The sequence below is a fragment of the Micromonospora sp. NBC_00330 genome (genome assembly GCF_036136635.1).
Lineage (GTDB): Bacteria > Actinomycetota > Actinomycetes > Mycobacteriales > Micromonosporaceae > Micromonospora > Micromonospora salmantinae.
The window spans coordinates 1,751,419-1,770,716 of record NZ_CP108012.1 but is presented as its reverse complement, the minus strand read 5'-3'; the positions used below and the strand labels follow the sequence as shown (position 1 = coordinate 1,770,716).

Sequence of the window (19,298 nt, the reverse complement as noted above, 5' to 3'; positions counted from 1 at the left end):
GTTGTATACGATGACCGCCGCAAGACCTCAGTGAACGGCTCGTCAGGCACCCCGGGTGCCCTGAAAAGGCTCGGCCGGTGGTCAGCTCGCGGGTCGTGTCCGGCCGCCCCGAACCAGGCTGAGCAGGACGACCAGCGCGAGCACCGCCACCACCGCGCTGAAGACCTCGCCGGCCGGGCGCAGACCGATCGTCTGGATCAACAGACCGACCCCGACCGCTGGCACACCGAGCATGGCGAACAGGATGGCGAAGAACGTCGACACCGCCTCGGCCCGGTGCTGGGGTTCGGTCTTCATCGTGATCGTCGCGATGCCGTCGCCGACCGCCACTCCCGACGCGACCCCGATGATCGCCGCGCTGATGAGCAGCGTCGCCAGCAACGCCATCCACATGCTGAACGCGAGCAGGCCCGCCCCCACGACCAGGCCGGCGCAGGCGCTGGCCAGCGCGGCGCGCGAGGACAGCACGCGGGTCAGCAGTTGACCGAAAGCCGCGCCGGCGAACGCCACGAAGACCACCAGCGCGGCAAGGGTGTGTGAGGTCTCGTGCAGGACCATGCCGAGGAACAGCCCGCTCACCGACGTGAGGACCCCGAGGGCGGCGAAGCCCGCGCCGGCGGTGATCGCCGAGCGGATGAAGGCGCCGCGGATGGTCGCCGGCACGTGCAACCGCTGCACCCGCACTGTCACCGGCGACCGTTCCCGGACCGTCTCCGGCACCCCGCGCAGCGCGATGATCGCGACCACCGCCAGGATCAGCACGATCACCCAGGGCAGCCGCAGCGGTTCGGGTGCCACGTCCGACACGATCCCGGACAGCAGGGTGCCGGTGGCCAGGCCGCCCAGGTTCGCGAAGATCGACACGGTGGCGGCACGCTTCGGGTGCCGAGGGTCGATCAGCTCCGCCAACGCCGCTGTCGCCGTGCCGATGATCAGCGCGGCGGACAGCCCGGCGAGGATCCGACCCACGATGATCATCGCCAGGTCCACGGCCGCCAGGAACACGGCGTCGGCGGCGACCGAGAGCAGCAGCGCGATGAGGATGACCGGGCGTCGGCCGATCTGGTCGGAGAGCCGACCGAAGACCAGCAGCCCGACGACGACTCCCAGCGCGTACAGCGCGTAGACCACCGTCACTGTCAACGACGAGAAGCCGAACTCGAGCTCGTAGAGCGGGTAGAGCGGGGTCGGCACCGTGGTGCCCACGAGCGTGATCCAGAACGCGAACGCGACCCGCACCGCGCCGGACGGGGACCGGGTCGTCGCGCCCCCGGCGCGGCTGGCGTCGGACATGATCAGTCCCCCCGGGATCGGACCCCTGCCTGCGCGCCGCCGACTCCCGCACACTCCCCGTCGCGGCCCCTGTCCCCGCGTACAGCATGGGTCTTGACCTTGGCGAAGATGCGATAACAGCCCGGAACGACCGCATCGGGTGGCTGTGCGATCAGGCCGGCACGCGTCCGTACAGGGCGGCGCGCAGCGCCGGCCCGAAGACCCGGCGGACGTCGACCGCGGACAGCGCACCGATCGAGCGGATCGGGTTCAGGTAGCGCGTGAAGATCAGCCCACCGAGCACTCCGACCGCGGCGGTGGCACGTCGCGTGGCGTCGGGCCCGCCGAGAAATTCAGCGATGCGGAGGCGTAGCTCACCGTCCAGGTAGTCCCGCAGGGCGCGCATCGTGTCGTCATCCTGCACCGCCATCCGGCTCTGCACCGGCCCGGCGGCGTCCCACAGGCCGGTGACGGAGTCGAGCAGACGGTCGGCCAGATGCTCCCGGTCCCCCCGCAGGGCGTGGTCGAGCGCTGTGGGATCAACGCACAGCAGGTCCAGGGACTGACTGAAGAGGCCCTGCTTGGAGCCGAAGTGGTAACTGATCAACGCCGAGTCGACACCAGCGGCGGCGGCGATGGCCCGGACCGTCGTGCCCGGATAACCGTGCTTCAGAAACAGCTCGCGGGCGGCAGCGGTGATGCGGGCCTTGGTGTCGGGGTTGCCGCGGGGCCGACCCCGCGTTTTATTCAACACGGTTGAATAATGCTCTCCCCCGCTGACACGGTCAACGCCGTCAACCCCCAGCGAGGAGCGAACACATGCGCACTGTCGTCTTCGGCGCCACCGGCCCCACCGGCCGTCGGATCACCGAGCAGGCCCTGGCCGCCGGCCACGAGGTCGTCGCGGTCACCCGCCGCCCACACGCCGTGCAACCCCGCCCCGGCCTCACAGTGGTCAACGCGGACGTCGCGGACCCCGACGCCGTCGACCGGGCCGTGGCCGGCAGCGACGCCGTCCTGTCCAGCCTGGGCGTCCCGCTCACCCCGAAGCCGATCACCGTCTACTCCCGGGGCAACGCGAACATCGTGGCCGCCATGCACCGCCACGGAATCAAGCGCCTGATCACCGTCAGCTCCAGCGTCCTGGATCCCGCCTGGCGGCCGACCGGCGAGTTCTTCTTCAACAACGTGCTGGACCCGCTGTTCAACCGCAGGGCGGGCCGCACCGCGCACGAGGACATGCGGCGGATGGAGTCCCTCGTCCGCGACAGCGACCTGGACTGGACCATCACCCGACCGTCCGGGTTGTTCGACCACCCGAGCGTCACCCGCTACCAGGTGGCCGAGGATGTCGCGGACGGCCTGTTCACGGCTCGCGCGGACCTGGCGGCGAGCATGGTGGCGCAGCTGACCGACGACCGGTACCTCCGGCGGGCGATGGCGGTGATCACCACCGAGGTGAGGCCGAGCATCGCCGGACTGATCTGGCGCGAGGCAATCATGAAGAAGAAGTGACCCGCTGGCCGGGACGCGTGGGAAGCGGCGCGCACAGCGCCGCTTCCCACCGCGTACTCCTAGGAGTTGTACGCCTGCGCGTTCACCGTGACCTGGCGGGCGAGGCCCGACCGGGCCGGCCAGGAGATCCGCACCTCGCGGCTCTCCCCCGGCAGGAGCCAGAAGTAGTTGTCGTCGTAGCGGGCCGGCAGGACCCGCTCACCGCGCTGGTCGCGCACGGCGAGCCGCACCAACGCGGCGACCGTACGACCCTGGTTGCGGACCGTCGTGGTGACGGTGTTGCGCCCGTCCACGACGCGTACGGTGCTCGACGACGTCGACAGTCGGGTGCTCGGCACGTCGTTGAGCGCCCGCAACTGCTCGGCCTTGTCGTAGCGCCAGTAGGTGTTCTCCGCGAGCAGCCGGTCGCGGCCGTCCCGCAGCTCCAGTCGCACCAGGTGCAGCCCGCCGCCTTCCGGCGCGGCGAGCGGAAAGACCGCAGTGGTGGCCGAGCGGGCCACGTCCACCCGCTGACGCTGGGGCGAACCCAGCGACCGGCCGCTCAGGTCGTACCGTCGGGCGCTCACGGTGACCCCGCTCAGCGGGGCGGCGGTGTGGTTGACCACCCGGACCTGCCAGGTGCCCGGGTCGGCCTGGACGTGCACCGGCTCGCACCCCTTGCGGGCGCCGTAGTAGGCGCCGTTCACGTCGAGGTCGTAGTCGTAGGTCTGCCAGACCGTGCTGTGCCACGCCGGGTGCGACATCCACAGCAGTAGACCGGTTGCGTCCTGCCACAGGTTGGCGTTCCACGCCTCGAACATCGCGCGGTGGCTCTCGTAGTTGACGAACTGCGCCCGGGTGGCGAACTCGTCGAGTGAGTCGGACTCACCGAGCCGCGCGTCGATCGCCGCCTGGTACGTGCCGACGCGCTGGTTACCGATGGTCGACCAGTCGTGGTAGTTCCACACCTCACCGATCGGCCACTCCGGCGCGTCACCGACGAGGTTGCGCATGCTCTCGACCACCGACACCACCGGCATGCCGATCTCGGTGTGGAAACCGAACGCGCCAGTGTCGTAGGTGTTCCTGTTGTTGTACGTCGCCGGCTCCACCCAGTGGTACGGGCCGTGGCCGCTGACGATGCCGCCGGCCGAGTTGGGGATGTAGAGGATTTCCGGGTGCTCGGTGGCCGCGGCCTGCTTGAGCCCGGCGTCCACGATCGGCGGTGGGTCACCCTCGTTCGCGCCACACCACACCACGATGCTCGGGTGGTGGCGGAACCGCCGGATCGTGTCGGCGGCGATGTCGACGTAGCCGGGCGGGTTGGGCAGGAACGCGCCGGCCTGCCAGAAGTCGTTCCACACCAGGATGCCCTGCTCGTCGCAGGCCTGGTACAGCTCCTCGCGGTTGCTGCTGCCGAGCCAGTTGCGGATCATCGTGAAGTTCATGTCGCGGTGCATCTCGACGGTGTCGGCCAGCCGGTCGGGCAGCACCCGACGGAGCAGTTCGTCCCAGCCCCAGTTGCCGCCCCGGGCGAACACCGGCACACCGTTCACACTGATCTTGAGTTGGGTGACGGCGTTGCTGACCGACTTCACGTCGGTCCACCGCTGCCCGTCGTCGGAGACCTGGATGACGAAGTCGCGGGCGTACGCCTGCTCCCAGACGATGGTGACCTGGTCGAAGCTGACCGGCGCGCCGAGGTCGACCTGGATCCACTGGTTGTCCTCGAACTTAGACGACCAGCGGGTCCGGGGGTTGCCGTCGACGGCCCGGTCCGGGCCGTTGGAGTCGCTGTCGGACGACGACGCGGTGGCCGTCCGGCGCAGTGCCAGGTCGACGTCTGGCTCGGCCTGCCGCTGCACCGAGAGCGCCCACATGGACACGCCCCACGAGGTCACCCGCGCGCCGGTCTGGATGCGCAGGTGCTGTGCGGTCTGGCTGGCGAACGTCTCGACCTGGGTGGCGCGGCTGCCCAGCGGGGTGTCGTTGCTGACCGACGTCACGTCGTTCCAGGCGTCCCCGTCGGCGGAGACCTGGACGCGGTAGTCCAGCGCGTACGCCTGCTCCCACACGACGGTGACCCGGTCGAAGTCGACCGGAGCGCCGAGGTCGACCTGGATCCACTGGTTGTCCTCGGCCTGGGAGGCCCAGCGGGTCGCCGCGTCGCCGTCGACGGCCTTGCCGGGACCGTTGCCGTCGTTCTCCGAGGACGACGCGGTGGCGTCGCGGCCCAGGGCGAGATCCGGGCCGGTGCCGTCGGCCACCGACAGCGAGAACATCGAGATGCCCCAGCCGGTGGCGCGCTGGCCGGCCTGGATGCGCACGTGCCGGGCGTGCTGCCTGTCGAACGCGACCGTCTGGGTCGCCGCGCCGTCGACGAACTCCAGCGCGGGCTTGCCGGGCGGCGAGATGACGATCGGCTGGTGCCAGTCGTAGGCGAACTCGCGGACGCCGAAGCGGAGCGCACGCCGGTCGCTGACCGAGCGCTTCACGGTGGCGGTGAGTGTGAGGTCGTACAGGTGGGGGTCGCCGTAGCCGTTGGGCCACCAGAGCCGGGGGTTGCGCAGCCGCAGCGCGCGGAAGCGCTCCGGCGTGAAGGTGACTGTGGTGCTCCCGCCGGCGGGGACGGTCACGGTGGACTCGACGCGTACCTTGTCGAACTCGGCGCGGACGGTGACAGTGGTGGCGCTGGTCGCCGCGTTGCGGACCGGCACCCGGATGGTGACCTCCGCGGTGTCGGTGCCGGGCAGGTCGGGCAGTGTGGTCTGCACGTGCGGGTCGCCGATGACCACGGCGCCGGTGCTGCGCAGGCGGACGTGGTCCCAGAGGCCGGTGACCCGGTCGCGCACGGCCGGCATCCAGTCCCACCCGGACACCGCCAGGTAGGTCGGCGCGTCCAGGTAGTGGTGGGCCGACTGGAGGAAGGTACGACCGTCGGCGCCCTTGTCGCCGGGGGTGCCCGGGTGCGGCATCGGGGTGACCCGGACGGCGAGGACGTGCTCGCCACGGTGACCGGCCAACGCGTCGGTGATGTCGAAGGCAGCCCGCGCGAACGGGTGCTTGACGTTGCCGACCTGCACGCCGTTGACCCAGGCGGTCGCCTCGTGGTTGATCCCGTCGAACTCCAGCCAGATCCGTCGGCCGGCCGAGGTGTCCAGGTCACGCGGCAGCCGCAGCGCACGCCGGTACCACCAGGTGTGCCGGGACAGCGCCTCCGGGATGCGCATGTTGTTGAAGCCGGCCACCGGGTCGGGCAGGTGACCCTGCTCGACCAGGGTGCCCAGCACGGTTCCGGGCACCGTCGCCGGCAGCCAGGATCGGACGTCGACGCCGCTACGGGAGAGCTCGGCACCGTCGGCGGTGCCGGCGAAGTCGTCCATCGTCAACGACCAGCCCGACTCCAGCGGCACCGTGCCGTCGGCGGCGACCCTCAGCTCGGGGGCCGGACCGGTGTTGCCGCCCTCCCAACTGGTCCAGCCTTCGGCCTTCGGCCGGCCTTCCAGAGGTACGCCGTAGACCTGGAAGCCGTTGAGGCCCACCGGGTTGCTGTTCGAGCGCTTCGTGGCGGTCATCCGGATACACCGGGCGGTGACCGGCTCGGGCAGTTTGATGGTCTGCGTGCCGCCCTGACCCTCGCTGGTTTCGTACACCGACCGCCAGGCACGGCCGTCGGTGGAGACCTCGATCCGGTACGCCGTCGCGGCGCTGGAGAGGATCTCGTCGCCGTCGGTGTCGGTGTAGTTGCCGTCGAAGGGCCCGTCGGCGAGCGTGGCCTCGAAGACCAGTGAGACGGCCTCGATCCGGCACAGCGCCTGGAGGTCCACGGAGATCCACTGTGGATCGCCGTTGGCGGCGCGCCATCCACTCCCCCGGACGCCGACCTGCGGCAGGCCGTCCACGGCGAAGGTGGCCGGCGTCGGCGCGTAGTCGGTCGAGGAGACCGTCACCGGGCGGTACCGGGCCAGGTCGGTGGCCGTGGGTGTGGCGGCCGGCGCCGGCACGGCGGCGGACGCGAGGGCGTCCGGGAGGGCTGCGGTCACCCCGACCGACGCCAGCAGCGTCGCGCCGGCGGAGAGGAAGGTACGCCGGGAAACCGGCGATGGGTCGGACATCTTGCCTCCAGACATGACAACGTTGTCAGATGGCGGGGTCTGTGACAACGTTGTCAGATGGTGGCCCTATGTTTCCCGAGAGTCAAGGGTCCGAGTCCATCGTGATTCCCCGAACACGTTCCGCATCTGTTCCACTTCGGACATCGACGCGCGGGAGGACCGCCGAGGTCACTCCGCCTGCGCGCTCAGCCCGTCCAGGGCGACAGCGAGGACGTGATCGCGCTGGTCGGCGCGGGGAAAGTGCCCGGAGGCGATGGCGCTGGCCAGGCGCATGACGTCGTCGATCGTCACGTCGGCGCGCACCTCGCGCGCCCGCTGGGCCCGCTCCAGCAGCGGCCCACCGGCGGCGTAGAGCGCCCGCCGGCACTCCAGGTAGGCGGTGGACTCCCGGTTCAGGCCGGCGGCCAGCGGTTGCTTCGCCCCGATGTACTCCACGAAGCGCCGCAGCCACGCGTACAGGCCGTCGCGGGGGGCGAGATTCTCGGCCTCCCCGGCCGTCGCGCACACCGCCTCGACCTCGGTGACGTAGACGTTCTCGATCAGCACCTCCCGGGTCGGGAAGTTGCGGTAGAGCGTCGCGATGCCCACCCCGGCGCGGCGGGCGATCTCCTCCAGCGGAGCCTCCGCGCCCTGCTCGGCGAAGGCGACCCGGGCAGCCGCCAGGATCGCGTCGTAGTTGCGGGCGGCGTCGGCCCGGTGCGGGCGAGCCACGCGCAGGTGGGTGAGGGCCGTCACGATGCCGATGTCTCCCAGCGCTGGCAACCGGAGGCTGGCTATCACTAGAGTGATAGTGCGCCTCCACTTATTCGGAGGTCTTCTATCAGTCTAGGCCGAAAGAAGGCGGACCATGTCCCCGACTCCCGCTTCCCGTCGCGGGATCGCCCTGGCGCTCATCCTCGGCTCGCAGCTGATGATGACGCTGGACACCTCGATCATCACGACCGCACTACCGCACGTGCAGCGGCAGTTCGGCTTCTCCCAGTCCGGGCTCTCCTGGGTGCAGAATGCCTACGTCCTGGCGTTCGGCGGCCTGCTCCTGCTCGGCGCCCGAGCCGGTGACCTGCTCGGGCGCCGCCGCGTCTTCCTCGCCGGGATCGCCCTGTTCACCGCGGCGTCCCTCGCCGCCGGCATCGCCCCGAGCGGAAGCTGGCTGATCACCGCCCGCGTCGTGCAGGGCCTCGCCGCCGCGCTCGCGGTGCCCTCCACGCTCGCGCTGCTGGTCGCCGACCACCCCCAACCGGGGGCCCGAGCCAGAGTGATCGCCCTCTACAGCGCGGTCATCGGCGCCGGCGGCAGCGTCGGCATCGTCATCGGCGGCGTCTTCACCGACCTGCTCTCCTGGCGCTGGGGAATGCTCGTCAACGTGCCGATCGGCATCGCCATCGCGCTGCTCGCACCACGGTTCCTGGTCGAGACCGAACGCCGCTCCGGCACGTTCGACCTCGGCGGGGCGCTGACCTCCACCGGCGGCATGACGGCCCTGGTGTACGGCTTCATCCAGGCCGCAGCCGCCGGCTGGAGCGCACCGGGCACCGTTGTCTCGTTGAGCCTCGGCGCCGTCCTCCTGACCGCCTTCGTGCTGATCGAACACCGGGCACCACAGCCCATCACCCCGCTGCGACTCTTCCGCAGCCTGGAGCGCTCCGGGGCGTACGCCGGGCGGATCCTCATCGTCGGCGCGACCTTCTCCACCTTCTACTTCCTCAGCCAGTACCTCCAGGAGGTGCTGCACCTCAGCGCCCTCCAGACCGGCTTCGCGTACGTGCCCATCACCGGCATGTTCTTCGCCATGGTGTACGCCATCCGACCCATGCAGAACCGGCTCGGCCGACCCCTCCTGCTGGTGGCGTCCCTCGTTCTCGCGCTCGTCGGCATGGCGTGGCTGTCGCGCATCTCGACCGGCTCCAGCTACTTCCCGGACGTGCTGCTGCCCCTGCTGGTGATCGGAATCGGCCAGGGCCTCGCCATCATCCTGATGACCCAGGGCGGCGTCGCCGGAGTCGAACCGCAGGACGCCGGCGCCGCGTCCGGCCTCGTCAACGTCGCCCATCAACTCGGCGGCTCACTCGGCATCGCGATCCTCACCATCGCGTACACCCGTGCCAGCTCCGCCACCGACCCGACGGCGGGTTTCCACGCGGCCTTCACCGGCGCGGACGTCTTCTTCCTGATCGCCCTGGCCCTCGCCGTCGTCGTGGCCGTCGCGGGCCGCCGCGCCGCCCGGCTGGCCGCTCTCCCCACCACCTGACCGTCGCTCGCGGCGCCCCGGACCGCGAGGGCAGCGGGCGAATGGCGGTGCCGGGGCGTCCGTCGACCACCTGGCCCGCTGGCGACCGCACGGTCAGCTCGCCGGCCCGGTCTCGGGGCCCTGGGCTGCAGGGCCGTAGAGGTTGGCGCGCTGCCTTTGGAACTGATGCCGCAAACGAATCAGACCGAAGGCCCGCCGCTTCCCCCGCCCGGCTGGAAGCCCGCAGTCGGCAGCGCCCCCGTCGGTGATGCCGCAAACGATTCAGCTCCAAAGGAGCCGACCAACACCTCCGCGCCCCGCGACGCGGCGGCGGATCGGAGGCCACGGCGGCGGACCCCGTTGATCCAGCGACGCCGCGAGCACCGCGGTACTCGTCGGTCAGCTCGCCGGCCCGGTCTCGCGGCGGCCGGGGTCCCGAGGGTGGTACTCGGGGCGGAGCTTCGCGCTCGCGAACGCCGACTTCACCGCCGCCGAGAGCGCGGCGATGTCGTACGCGCCGTGGTGCCGCCGGCCGTTGATGAAGAAGGTCGGTGTGCCGGTGACGCCGCTGAGGTCGGCCGAGTCGACGTCCTCGGCGATCCGGTCCACGCCCATCCGCTTCACCATGTGCTCCCGGAACCCGTCGAGGTCCAGGCCGAGCTGTTCGGCGTAACCGAGCACGTCGGTGGGGTTGAGAGCGTCCTGGTGGGCGAGCAGCAGGTCGTGCATCTCCCAGAACGCGCCCTGCTCCCCCGCCGCCTCGGCGGCCTCGGCGGCGAGTTGGGCATGCGGGTGGACGTCGGTGAGCGGCAGGTGCCGCCAGACGTACCGGACGTTGGCGAAGTCCGCCAACAGCTCTCGGACCACCGGCTCGGCCTGCCCGCAGTAGGGGCACTCGAAGTCGCCGTACTCCACCACCGTCACCGGCGCCTCAAGCGGCCCCCGCATGTGGTCGCGATCCGCGTCGACAGGCAGCATCAGGTCGACGATCCCCTCGGTGACGCCCAGCAGCGCACGGGTCCGCCGCGCCGGCGAGAGCCGTCCGACGGAGCGGAACACCAGCCAGGTGACGAGTGACGCGCCGAGCGTCGCCACGAGGATGCCGAACTTCGCCTCGTCCAGGGCCGGGCCGCTCAGGGCATGAGTGGCGATCAGGAGCGCGACGGTGAACCCGATGCCGGAGATCGTGCCGACCCCCGCGACGGCAACCCAACCGACGGGCGGCCGGAACCGGTTGCCGCTGAGCCGGGTCACCAACCACGCGGTGGCCACGATCCCGGCCGGCTTGCCGACGACGTACGCGACAACGACCCCGATCGTGACCGGAGAGGTAACGGCCCTGGCCAGCAGGTCACCGTCGATGACGATGCCGGCGTTTGCCAGCGCGAAGAGCGGCACCACCACGTAGCTCGCCAACGGGTGGTAGAGCGTCTGCAACCGCTCGTTGGGCGACAGCGCCGAGGTGAGCCCGGCCCGGGCCATCCGGGCGAGCTGCGGGGTGGGCTGTTCCCGGAAGAGGCGGAACTGGTCGCTGGCCCGCTGCAGGTCGCCTCGGCCGGGAGCGTAGGCGTAGGTCAGCAACCCCATCACCAGACCCACAGCTACCGGGTCGACACCGGACATCGAGACGGCGAGCCAGGCCGCCACCCCGAGCAGCGCGTAGACCGGCCCGAACCGCACCCCGCAGCCCCGGACGAGCAGCACCACGCCGAAGATCGCCGCCGCGACGATCAGCGCCGTCAGCGAGGGGTGATGCGGGTACGCGATGGCCAGCACCGCGATCGCCACCACATCGTCGACGACGGCGACGGTCAGCAGGAAACCCCGCAGCCGTTCCGAGAAGCGTGGCCCGAAGACTGCCAGCGCCCCGAGCGCGAGCGCCGTGTCGGTGGCCATCACCGCGCCCCAGCCCGCCGCCGTGGTGTGCCCGGCGTTGATGGCGAGGTAGATCGCGATCGGCACCAGCATGCCGCCGACCCCGGCCAGCATCGGCAACGCCAGGCGACGCCGCTCCCGCAACTCGCCGATGTCGAACTCGCGGCGCAACTCCAGCCCCGCGACCAGGAAGAAGAACGTCATCAGGCCGCTGTTGACCCAGAAACGCACGTCGTGTGACACGCGCCAGTCCCCGAGCTGGATCGAGAATGAGGTCTCCCAGACCGACTCGTACGACGACACGTGCAGGTTGGCCCAGACCAGGGCCACCACCGCGGCGATCAGCACCACCCGCGCGCCGCCGGTCTCGGTACGCAGGAACGAGCGCAGCGGGGCGTCGAACCGCCTGTCCCAGATGGTTCGGGCGGACCACCCCCGCTGCGTGTTGTCGCTCGTCACGGGGACAATCTTCGTCGACCGGACCGTCACGTGGTTCGGATTGCTACTCCTCCGCGCCAGTAGGACACCGAGCGCGGCGCCGAGGCCGGTGCCTCAGAGGGGCGGGGCGACGATCCGACGCCGGTCCTCGCGGGTCGGCCAGAGGTTGGTCACCTTGCTGACGATCGCCGTGCGGGTCATAAGCACGCCTCGCCCCCCTGCGTCGATCTTGCAGTTTCGGTCGTCGATATGCGGGGCTATGCGTCATTAGTCGCGACAGTATGTGCAAGATCGCGGCTGACTCGGTCGATCATGGAGTTGTGGTGCCCGGTTTGGCGGTGTAACGAGCGCTTTGTTCCCCACCACAACTCCATGATCGGCGAGGCGGCACGGGTTGACGCACCGCCCGCTCGGCCTAGCGCAAAGTTTGTTGGCATTCACTTTGTGGGCATGCACGCAGCGCCACCGGTTGGTAGCGTGCCGGTGATGTCGCCGGTTGCCGCCGGCAGTGGTCCCCTGGGGAGGGTCGACGTGTGGGCGGACGACGCTGCGCTCGACGCGGCGGAGCGCCGGCTCGACGAGTGGGAAACGTCGCTCGCCGAGCGGGCGGAGCGAGCCAAGACTCTGTCGGCGACGATGCGGGATCTGACCGGCACCGCTCACAACGCCGACCGGACTGTCGACGTCACAGTCGACTCGACTGGCCTGCTGATCGACCTACGGCTCGACGAGCGCATCCGACAACAACCCGCTGCGCACACCGCTCGGCAGATCCTGGACACCACCGCTGCCGCGCGCTCCGACCTGTTCCGACAGGTCAGCGACGCAGCCACGGAGTCATTTGGCGACGACGCGAGCGCCCAGGCCATCATCGACTCGTACCGTAGCCGGCTTTTCCCCGGCCAGAGATCGAACGATGCCCGCCGGTGACGGCATCCAGGTCGACCCGGACGACCTGACCGCCCACGCCGCACGCCTCGATCGCTGTGCCAGCAGCCTCGACACCGCCCAGCACGCTGGCCAACACGTCCGGTTGGGCGCCGACGCCTACGGGCAGCTCTGCGCGATGATGCCGGTGCTGCTCGACGGCCTGCAGCGGACCCTGGTCGACGGCATCGGCGCTGCCGCCGCGTCGGTACGGGACACTGCTGGCAAGCTGCGGGTCGGCGCGGACCGCTACCGAGGCTCCGACGCCCGCGCCAAGCAACTACTCGACGGGGTGCGGCGGCACAGGTGACGTCGAACCCGCTCGTCGCCGCCGCTGCGGACACCCCGCCCAGCGCCTGGGCGGGCGTGTGGATCTGCGAGGACATCGAACTCATCGCGCAGGGCGTCCGCACCGGTAGTTGGATCGACGGCAGCCTCGGCGTCGTGAGCGCCGGCCTGGACGCCCTCGCCTTCGTCTCCGACCCGGTCGGCGCCCTCCTCCAGTACGGGATCGCCTGGCTCATCGAACACGTCAAGCCGCTCAGCGAAGCGCTGGACTGGCTCGCCGGCGACCCCGCGCAGATCACCGCACACGCGCAGACCTGGCGCAACGTCGCCGTATCGCTCCGCGACGACGCCGCCGAACTGGCTCGCGCCGTCCGCACCGACGTCGCAGCTTGGGGCGGCAGTGCCGGCCCCGCCTACCGGGCCTGGGCCAACGAACAGCAACAGGCCATCACCGGCCTCGCCCAGGGTGCCGACACCATGGCCGCGATCACCGAGGGCGCCGCCGGCCTGGTGGCCGCCGTCCGACTCCTGGTCCGCGACGCCATCGCCACCTGCGTGTCCCGCATCATCGTGTACGCGGGCGAACTCCTCATCACCGGCGGGCTGGCCGCGCCGCTGGTCGTGGAGCAGGTCACGACGCTGGTGGCGTCGTGGGGGGCGCGGATCGCGCGGTTGTTGCGCGGGCTGCTGGCCAGCCTGCGACGGCTGATTCCGGAGATGCGCCGGCTCGGCGACCTCATCGAGAAACTCAAGCAAGCGCTGGGGCGACTCCAGAAGCAGCCACCCGCCCCACAGAAGCCCGACGGCCCCGAGCCGACGAAAATTCCAGGCGATTCCAGCCGACCGGACTTCACCAAGGCCGAGATCGACGCAAGGAAGATCACCGCCTACGCCATGAACCCGGACCACCCTGTCGGCAAGAACAAGTACCGCGTCATTAACTCCACCACCGGCCTCGGGCCGGACGACGCCGACGTGATCATGCAGCAGATCCGCGAAGGCGTCGTCGCTGGCACGCCTTTGCTGGGCAAGGCCGACGAGTTCGGCCAGCGGTGGAACGTCGACCTACCCCTGACCGGGCCGGGTGGCACGGTCACCGTCCGCACAGCCTGGATACTGGAGAATGGATTCTCTTCACCTCGGATGGTGACCATCTCGTTTCCGCCCAAGGAAGGGTGACATGTTGGAGCTGTACGACGTGGTTGAGCTCCGGGAAGCCGTTCCGGGAGAACAACTGCCTGCCGGGGCAGTAGGAACGGTCGTTCATGTCTTCAACGGCCCCCCGCCTGCGTACGAGGTCGAGTTCGCCGACGCCGATGGCCGCACCACCGCAATGGTCACGCTCCGGGCCGACCAGGTAGTACACCGAGGCGAGTAGTTGATCGGTGCGTCACGTACCGTCGCAGATCGCGATAATGCTTCACCAGTCCGGAGACGCCGGGTCAGCGGCGTAGGCGGCGGGAGCAGGCACCGTCGTGGCCGTCGCGGAGCAGGCAGCGCCGGCCGCCTGCCATCCGCAGGTCGCAGAAGGCCCGGTGCCGGACGAGCTGATGGTCCTCTTCGGAGACGGTGGTCTCCCCCGGATCGGTCATCGGCAGCACCAGCATCCAACGGCCGATGACCCGGGCTAGGCGTTGCGCGGCGGGCAGGTCGGTGGCGACCACGGGCAGGTGGATGACGTACCGCTGGCTCATCGGTCCTGGTCCCGCTCGTTGCGGGCGGGGGCCTGATCGGTCTGCCAGCGACGCAGCCCGGCCTTGATCCGGGCGGTCTCACGGCGACTCTCGGCGAGAGCGGCGTAGACGGCGGCCGTGTCGACGGCGACCCGGTCGAGGAAGGCATACACGTCGTCGGGGTTCAGACCGCGACGTCCGAAATCGACCGGCGCGAAACGGCGCTCGCGCACCTGCCACGGCAACAGACTGGTGTACAGGGCGGAGCGGTAGGTCCCACCGCCGCTCGGCGGTTCCGGTCGCTGGTTTCTGGCGTTCATGTCTGCCTGCCTTCCTGATCGGAGGGGCGAGGGGTGTTCGGGGAAGCCCGGCGGCCGTTCGGGGGGACCGGACGGCCGCCGCGCTGTGACCAGCCTGCGACAGTCCGCAGCGGAAACGCCCTCGAATACAGCCGGCAGAAGATCTGGCGCCTCGAATGCGGCCAGGGATCGGTCCGGGTGCTCGACGTCAAGGCGATGTGCGAGCTGTACGGGGTGTCGCCCGAGATGACCGAGGCGATGCGCGGGCTGGCCGTGGAGACGAAGTCGAAGGGCTGGTGGCACGCGTACGGCGATGCGGTGCCGAACTGGTTTGAACTGTACGTGGGCCTGGAATCGGCAGCCTCTCACCTTCGCGAGTATGGCGAAAACTTGATCCCCGGACTGCTTCAGACCCGTGCCTATGCACTCGGTCTTTTCCGACCCACGAGCCGGTTGAGCATTGAGGAGCGCGAGCGGGCGGTTGAGGTGCGGCTGCAGCGTCAGATCCTGCTCACTCGTCGGCTTCCACAGCCGCCGCACCTGGATGCCGTTCTCTCTGAAGCGGTGCTACGCCGTGTCGTCGGCGGCCCGACCGTGATGAGTGAGCAGCTCTCTCGCCTGCTCGAGGCATCGGAGCTGCCCAACGTGTCGGTTCGTATTGTGCCGCTCGCGGCAGGGCCACATCCCGGTGCGGTCGCAGGATCCTTCGTGCTCTTGGACTTCCCGGCCACGAAGGGCGGGCGAGCCGCACCGGAACCGTCGGTCGTCTACAGCGAGTCGCTGACCGGGGCGCTCTACCTCGACAAGCCAGACGAGCTTCGGGCCTATGAAGACGTCTGGAAGGGTCTGGATGCGCTCGCCCTCGGTCAGGCAGACTCAAGGGACATGATCAAGCGAATCGTCGGGGAGATGCGGCATGACTGACCTGACCGGCGCCGTCTGGCGCAAGAGCACCCGCAGCGGCGACAACGGTGGCAACTGCGTCGAGGTCGCCACCAACCTCCCTGGCACTGTCGCCGTCCGCGACTCGAAAGATTCCACCGGACCGCTTCTTACCTTCACCGCCCGGGCCTGGACCGACTTCATCTCGGCTGCCAAACGTGGAGGACGGGTCAGCTGAGGTCCGCTTCGCCTTGGCACGAGTTCAGCGGCCTGACTCATGCGGTCGGCGCGGCGTCAGCCGACATCGACCGCATGCCAATTGCGCGTCTGGGAGTTGCACGTCGATGACTGACGTCAACCGAGTCCGCCTATTAGCAGCGGTCAATAATTGTCCGACCAACGACAGAGTCCATTTGAGCCGGATAGCTGACAGGACCATTCCTAGACCACCGCGCTAATCTGCCTTCGGCGGTTCTTCTGAAACACGCGGCTACCCCGAAGGAGAATTTTATGTTCATCGTGGCGACGCAGGATCCGAATACCCGAGGCCAGTCCGCAGGGCCCGATTCGGGAGCGGCTGCCTGGGGTGCCCTCCTGCCCATCGACGCCGGGCTCACGCAGGCCGAGGCGGATCGACAGTTGGCCACCTATCTGGCCGGGGTGCAGGCGGGCGAGCCGCTGTGCATCCGCGCGCACGGCAACGACGAGGAGATCGGTGACGCCGAGGCCGGTGCCAAAGACTGGGGCTGGACCTACAAGAAGCTGGCCAGAATGCTGGCCACCCACCTGACCGCCACCCCGAGCGTCGTCCTGATCCGGTCGTGCGCCGAAGAGGTGACCAACTTCCCCACTCAAATGGCGGTCCGTTTGGAGTCGAACTGGCCGGGCGCGAACCACCTCGACGGGGTCGTCATCTACGGCTACAACACTTCTGTCAATATCAGCACACCCGTCCCCTCCCCGCAGCAGCTGACCAAGAACGTCCAGATACAGCCGGTCATCGTCTCGCTGTGACCAGTGGCCGCACCTAGCAATTCCTCCCGTACGGCGATTTCACTCAGCATTTTGGGCTACCTCGCGTCGAGCTGGCGCATTCGCTCGTGCGGTGCCTCAGTACCGGGGTGGGCGTGGCGACTGCTTGGTACGCCTTCGCCGGCGGTGCCCGCAGCAACAGCTGGCCCGCCGAAGGCGTTTGGCCTCGTGGCCACACGGACGTCGGGGCCGCACTTGCAGTCCGATGCAGGGGCCAAACGGCGGGTGACTCGTCGACTGTTCTCACGCGAGACTCGTGCAGTGACTCATCCCGATCCCTATCAACAGTGGCAACTGGCGCCGACCGAGCGCCTACCAGTTCCGGTTGCTCAGCAACATCCCACTTCGATCCCGACGCAGCCGGTGTACGTCGGACCCCAGGCGGTGCTCGTACCTCAGAAGTCTGCCGGTGCTGCCGTCGCCCTTGAGCTGATCCTGGGCCTCTTCGGCATCTTCGGTGTGGGCAACCTGTATGCAGGCCGAACGGCCTACGGCGTGATTCTGATGCTGTCCTTCTGGGGGCTCTTCTGGATCAATTTCTTCCTTCTCTTCATTTTCGTCGGCATCGTGACAATGCCCCTGACTTGGATCGCATACCTGGTCCTAGGACCCCTGCTTGCAGCCCGTGGCGTCGAGCGACACAACACCAGCGTTGTCGCCGCCACCCACGCCGCGATCACGCACTCGTACTGAGCTCGCATGCGCCCTCGTGGCCGTGCGTGATTTCAAAGACACTGCTGGTGCGCGGGTCTGCGATGCTCCACGCCATGGACGACCTGACGGCCCGCGTACGGGCATTCGCGGAGGAACGGGACTGGCAACAGTTCCACACGCCCAAGAACCTGGCCATGGCGCTCGCTGGTGAAGTCGGTGAGCTGATTGCCGAGTTCCAGTGGCTCACGCCGGAGCAGTCTGCGGCGGTCATGTCTGACCCGGACGCGGGTGGTCGGGTGAGGGCCGAGATCGGCGACGTCATGATCTATCTGACTCGGCTCGCCGACGTGCTCGGCGTCGACCTGGTGGAGACGGCTCTGACCAAGCTCGAGGATTCGGCTCGCCGCTACCCAATTGAGCAGGCTCGCGGCTCGGCGGCGAAGCGGTAACCGCAGGCGGCGTCGACATGGCGCTCAGTTGATCTCTTCGCTACAGTCCATCACGTAGAAGCGCGTTACGACGGGCTTTCGGCGGTTGCCGGACACGCCCCCCATGCGCACGATCACTTCGTGCTGCCCGGGGGCAAGTGTTGTCAGCATTCCGCATGTCTGCCGATGGTCTGCTGCGCCTGAGCGGCACCGGCATGCTCGCAGACCGGGCCGTGGAGCAGATCGGTCGCAACGTGAGCCCGGCAGAACGTCGTCCTGGTCGCACAGCCTGGCGGTGCTGGGGCAGGATCTCGCCGACGCGGGCCTGGGCCAGGTGGAGATGCTGGTCGAGTACCAGTTGCCGCTGACCAGCAAGCGGGTGGATGTGGTGCTTGCCGGTGTGGATCCCCGGACGTCCGACGATTCCTTCATCGTCGTCGAGTTGAAGCAGTGGTCCTACGCCGAGTCCCATGAAGGTTCGGACACCCTGGTGGCGGTGGAGCACGCGAGTGGCCCACGGCTCCACCCTGGTGTCCAGGTTGAGCTTTATTGCGAGTACCTGACGGATTTTCTCGGCATCCTCGCCGAGCAACAGAACCCGGTCCGTGGAGCGGCGTACCTGCACAACGCGACCGACCGCGACATCCGTGATCTGTTCGATCGTCAGGCGACCGAGCAGAGCCGGATCTTCACCAAGCAACGGCGGGGCCAGTTCCTCGATTATCTACGTACCCACCTCGCCCCGGCCTCCGGCGCTGGCGCGGCTGACCGTTTCCTCACCAGCTCGGTTCGGCCCAGCCGGCACCTGCTGCGGTACGCCACCCAGGAGCTGAAGGATCGGTCGCGCTTCACGCTGCTGGATGAGCAGCGTGTGGCGTACGAGTTGGTGTTGCACGCCGTGGAGAAGGCGCAGTCGGCGGACCGTAAGACGGCCCCTGGAGACGACCTCGGCTGACGACGGGTTGGGTTCGGCAGTACGACACGTGCGAAAGCGCTCGCCACCCGGTGCCAACTCGTCAAGTGTTCTGAGCGAGCAGGTCAGCGCGACAGGTCCGGTGGCTTATGGTGAGAAACCGGGCGGTCCCCCGATGCCCGATGCCCGGTGGGCTGGTGCCCGGTCGGGGCCGTGGGATTCACGCTGTTCAGCCGGAGGGTGGACCGATGATTGAGAACGCCCGCGGCGTCGACGACTGCTGAGATGGACTGGGCCGGATGGGCGTTGTTCGGGTTGGTCGCCACCGCGGCGCTCACCGCATCGATGATCACCGCTCAGATGGCCGGCCTCACGCGGCTCGACCTTCCCCTGGTGCTCGGGACCTTCGTCACCGACGATCCCGACCGGGCGCGGGTCGTCGGGTTCTTCCTCCACCTCTGCGCCGGTCAGGGGTTCGCCCTCGGTTACGCGGCCACGTTCGCACTCTTGCACCGTGCCACCTGGTGGATCGGGGTGCTGCTCGGGATTCTGCACGTCGGGATCGCGCTGACGGTGATTCTCCCGCTGCTTCCTGGTGTCCACCCGCGTATGGCGTCGCAGCGGGCGGGCCCGGCCAGTACGGCGCTGCTGGAACCGCCCGGGCTGTTCGCCCTCAACTACGGCATCCAGACGCCCCTGGTCACGGCTGTCGTCCACGTCATCTACGGGGCCTTTCTCGGGCTGCTCCTCCACGCCAGGTGACCCGCGCCCGACCGTTGTC

Annotated in this window: 20 protein-coding genes; 13 read left to right on the top strand and 7 right to left on the bottom strand. The window is 69.2% G+C overall.

Annotation, left to right across the window (positions count from 1 at the left end):
* Positions 1 to 81: 81 nt before the first annotated feature.
* Both OG598_RS07715 and OG598_RS07710 read right to left on the bottom strand, forming a co-directional pair.
* Positions 82 to 1,293 carry an MFS transporter gene (locus OG598_RS07715; RefSeq protein ID WP_328653745.1) on the bottom strand — a complete coding sequence of 404 codons (1,212 nt, stop codon included), beginning with the start codon at positions 1,291 to 1,293 and terminating at the stop codon, positions 82 to 84.
* A gap of 151 nt (positions 1,294 to 1,444) precedes the next feature.
* Positions 1,445 to 2,026, bottom strand: coding sequence for a TetR/AcrR family transcriptional regulator (locus OG598_RS07710; RefSeq protein WP_328653744.1), 582 nt, complete (start codon positions 2,024 to 2,026; stop codon positions 1,445 to 1,447).
* Positions 2,027 to 2,091: 65 nt separating this feature from the next.
* Here OG598_RS07710 and OG598_RS07705 point away from each other — a divergent pair, with 65 nt between their 5' ends.
* Positions 2,092 to 2,787 carry an NAD(P)-dependent oxidoreductase gene (locus OG598_RS07705; protein WP_328653743.1) on the top strand — a complete coding sequence of 232 codons (696 nt, stop codon included), beginning with the start codon at positions 2,092 to 2,094 and terminating at the stop codon, positions 2,785 to 2,787.
* Between the two features lie 59 nt (positions 2,788 to 2,846).
* On the opposite strand, the gene OG598_RS07700 is transcribed toward OG598_RS07705, so the two are convergent.
* Both OG598_RS07700 and OG598_RS07695 read right to left on the bottom strand, forming a co-directional pair.
* On the bottom strand, positions 2,847 to 6,881 hold the full coding sequence (locus OG598_RS07700; protein WP_328653742.1) for a discoidin domain-containing protein: 4,035 nt from the start codon (positions 6,879 to 6,881) through the stop codon (positions 2,847 to 2,849).
* Between the two features lie 168 nt (positions 6,882 to 7,049).
* Complete coding sequence (locus tag OG598_RS07695; RefSeq protein ID WP_328653741.1) at positions 7,050 to 7,661, bottom strand: TetR/AcrR family transcriptional regulator; 612 nt, start codon at positions 7,659 to 7,661, stop codon at positions 7,050 to 7,052.
* Positions 7,662 to 7,728: 67 nt separating this feature from the next.
* Between OG598_RS07695 and OG598_RS07690 the strand changes: the two genes are divergently transcribed.
* Positions 7,729 to 9,129 carry an MFS transporter gene (locus tag OG598_RS07690; protein WP_328653740.1) on the top strand — a complete coding sequence of 467 codons (1,401 nt, stop codon included), beginning with the start codon at positions 7,729 to 7,731 and terminating at the stop codon, positions 9,127 to 9,129.
* Between the two features lie 378 nt (positions 9,130 to 9,507).
* Here OG598_RS07690 and OG598_RS07685 read toward each other — a convergent pair whose 3' ends face one another.
* Positions 9,508 to 11,442 (bottom strand): Na+/H+ antiporter NhaA, encoded by a 1,935-nt coding sequence (locus tag OG598_RS07685; RefSeq protein WP_328653739.1) that lies wholly within the window; start codon positions 11,440 to 11,442, stop codon positions 9,508 to 9,510.
* Positions 11,443 to 11,793: 351 nt separating this feature from the next.
* Between OG598_RS07685 and OG598_RS07680 the strand changes: the two genes are divergently transcribed.
* The 4 genes from OG598_RS07680 to OG598_RS07665 are packed head-to-tail and all read left to right on the top strand — an operon-like array spanning position 11,794 to position 14,014.
* The gene (locus tag OG598_RS07680) at positions 11,794 to 12,351 is read left to right on the top strand and encodes a YbaB/EbfC family DNA-binding protein (protein ID WP_328653738.1); all 558 of its coding nucleotides are present in this window, start codon (positions 11,794 to 11,796) and stop codon (positions 12,349 to 12,351) included.
* Complete coding sequence (locus tag OG598_RS07675; RefSeq protein ID WP_328653737.1) at positions 12,338 to 12,658, top strand: type VII secretion target; 321 nt, start codon at positions 12,338 to 12,340, stop codon at positions 12,656 to 12,658. Before OG598_RS07680 ends, OG598_RS07675 begins: the two co-directional genes overlap by 14 nt.
* Positions 12,655 to 13,815 carry a WXG100 family type VII secretion target gene (locus OG598_RS07670; RefSeq protein WP_328653736.1) on the top strand — a complete coding sequence of 387 codons (1,161 nt, stop codon included), beginning with the start codon at positions 12,655 to 12,657 and terminating at the stop codon, positions 13,813 to 13,815. Before OG598_RS07675 ends, OG598_RS07670 begins: the two co-directional genes overlap by 4 nt.
* A 1-nt stretch (position 13,816) precedes the next feature.
* The gene (locus tag OG598_RS07665; protein WP_328653735.1) at positions 13,817 to 14,014 is read left to right on the top strand and encodes a DUF4926 domain-containing protein; all 198 of its coding nucleotides are present in this window, start codon (positions 13,817 to 13,819) and stop codon (positions 14,012 to 14,014) included.
* Between the two features lie 64 nt (positions 14,015 to 14,078).
* Here OG598_RS07665 and OG598_RS07660 read toward each other — a convergent pair whose 3' ends face one another.
* Both OG598_RS07660 and OG598_RS07655 read right to left on the bottom strand, forming a co-directional pair.
* Positions 14,079 to 14,330, bottom strand: a complete 252-nt coding sequence (locus OG598_RS07660; protein WP_327035646.1) for a hypothetical protein — start codon at positions 14,328 to 14,330, stop codon at positions 14,079 to 14,081.
* Complete coding sequence (locus OG598_RS07655; RefSeq protein ID WP_328653734.1) at positions 14,327 to 14,629, bottom strand: DivIVA domain-containing protein; 303 nt, start codon at positions 14,627 to 14,629, stop codon at positions 14,327 to 14,329. Before OG598_RS07655 ends, OG598_RS07660 begins: the two co-directional genes overlap by 4 nt.
* A 33-nt stretch (positions 14,630 to 14,662) precedes the next feature.
* Between OG598_RS07655 and OG598_RS07650 the strand changes: the two genes are divergently transcribed.
* The 7 genes from OG598_RS07650 to OG598_RS07620 all read left to right on the top strand — a co-directional run bounded on the left by OG598_RS07650 (position 14,663) and on the right by OG598_RS07620 (position 19,279).
* Complete coding sequence (locus OG598_RS07650; protein WP_328653733.1) at positions 14,663 to 15,532, top strand: DUF5753 domain-containing protein; 870 nt, start codon at positions 14,663 to 14,665, stop codon at positions 15,530 to 15,532.
* Positions 15,525 to 15,728 carry a DUF397 domain-containing protein gene (locus OG598_RS07645; RefSeq protein ID WP_328653732.1) on the top strand — a complete coding sequence of 68 codons (204 nt, stop codon included), beginning with the start codon at positions 15,525 to 15,527 and terminating at the stop codon, positions 15,726 to 15,728. The genes OG598_RS07650 and OG598_RS07645 overlap by 8 nt, the downstream gene beginning before the upstream one ends.
* Before the next feature lie 272 nt (positions 15,729 to 16,000).
* Entirely contained in the window at positions 16,001 to 16,504 is a 504-nt protein-coding gene (locus OG598_RS07640; protein WP_328653731.1) for a hypothetical protein, read from the top strand.
* A 279-nt stretch (positions 16,505 to 16,783) separates the two neighbouring features.
* On the top strand, positions 16,784 to 17,215 hold the full coding sequence (locus tag OG598_RS07635) for a hypothetical protein (RefSeq protein WP_328653730.1): 432 nt from the start codon (positions 16,784 to 16,786) through the stop codon (positions 17,213 to 17,215).
* 74 nt (positions 17,216 to 17,289) lie between these two features.
* Positions 17,290 to 17,625: a nucleotide pyrophosphohydrolase gene (locus OG598_RS07630; RefSeq protein ID WP_328653729.1), complete on the top strand. Its 336-nt coding sequence runs from the start codon at positions 17,290 to 17,292 to the stop codon at positions 17,623 to 17,625.
* Between the two features lie 274 nt (positions 17,626 to 17,899).
* Positions 17,900 to 18,559, top strand: coding sequence for a hypothetical protein (locus OG598_RS07625; RefSeq protein WP_328653728.1), 660 nt, complete (start codon positions 17,900 to 17,902; stop codon positions 18,557 to 18,559).
* Between the two features lie 243 nt (positions 18,560 to 18,802).
* Positions 18,803 to 19,279, top strand: a complete 477-nt coding sequence (locus tag OG598_RS07620) for a hypothetical protein (RefSeq protein WP_328653727.1) — start codon at positions 18,803 to 18,805, stop codon at positions 19,277 to 19,279.
* The last annotated feature ends 19 nt before the right edge of the window (positions 19,280 to 19,298 follow it).

What these genes read in the sequence shown, in the direction of transcription:
- OG598_RS07655 (WP_328653734.1), bottom strand. Translation starts at nt 14,629, where the DNA reads ATGAACGCCAGAAACCAGCGACCGGAACCGCCGAGCGGCGGTGGGACC.
- OG598_RS07715 (WP_328653745.1), bottom strand. Translation starts at nt 1,293, where the DNA reads ATGTCCGACGCCAGCCGCGCCGGGGGCGCGACGACCCGGTCCCCGTCC.
- OG598_RS07700 (WP_328653742.1), bottom strand. Translation starts at nt 6,881, where the DNA reads ATGTCCGACCCATCGCCGGTTTCCCGGCGTACCTTCCTCTCCGCCGGC.
- OG598_RS07660 (WP_327035646.1), bottom strand. Translation starts at nt 14,330, where the DNA reads ATGAGCCAGCGGTACGTCATCCACCTGCCCGTGGTCGCCACCGACCTG.
- OG598_RS07705 (WP_328653743.1), top strand. Translation starts at nt 2,092, where the DNA reads ATGCGCACTGTCGTCTTCGGCGCCACCGGCCCCACCGGCCGTCGGATC.
- OG598_RS07620 (WP_328653727.1), top strand. Translation starts at nt 18,803, where the DNA reads ATGGACTGGGCCGGATGGGCGTTGTTCGGGTTGGTCGCCACCGCGGCG.
- OG598_RS07675 (WP_328653737.1), top strand. Translation starts at nt 12,338, where the DNA reads ATGCCCGCCGGTGACGGCATCCAGGTCGACCCGGACGACCTGACCGCC.
- OG598_RS07640 (WP_328653731.1), top strand. Translation starts at nt 16,001, where the DNA reads ATGTTCATCGTGGCGACGCAGGATCCGAATACCCGAGGCCAGTCCGCA.
- OG598_RS07665 (WP_328653735.1), top strand. Translation starts at nt 13,817, where the DNA reads ATGTTGGAGCTGTACGACGTGGTTGAGCTCCGGGAAGCCGTTCCGGGA.
- OG598_RS07680 (WP_328653738.1), top strand. Translation starts at nt 11,794, where the DNA reads ATGATCGGCGAGGCGGCACGGGTTGACGCACCGCCCGCTCGGCCTAGC.
- OG598_RS07630 (WP_328653729.1), top strand. Translation starts at nt 17,290, where the DNA reads ATGGACGACCTGACGGCCCGCGTACGGGCATTCGCGGAGGAACGGGAC.
- OG598_RS07645 (WP_328653732.1), top strand. Translation starts at nt 15,525, where the DNA reads ATGACTGACCTGACCGGCGCCGTCTGGCGCAAGAGCACCCGCAGCGGC.
- OG598_RS07690 (WP_328653740.1), top strand. Translation starts at nt 7,729, where the DNA reads ATGTCCCCGACTCCCGCTTCCCGTCGCGGGATCGCCCTGGCGCTCATC.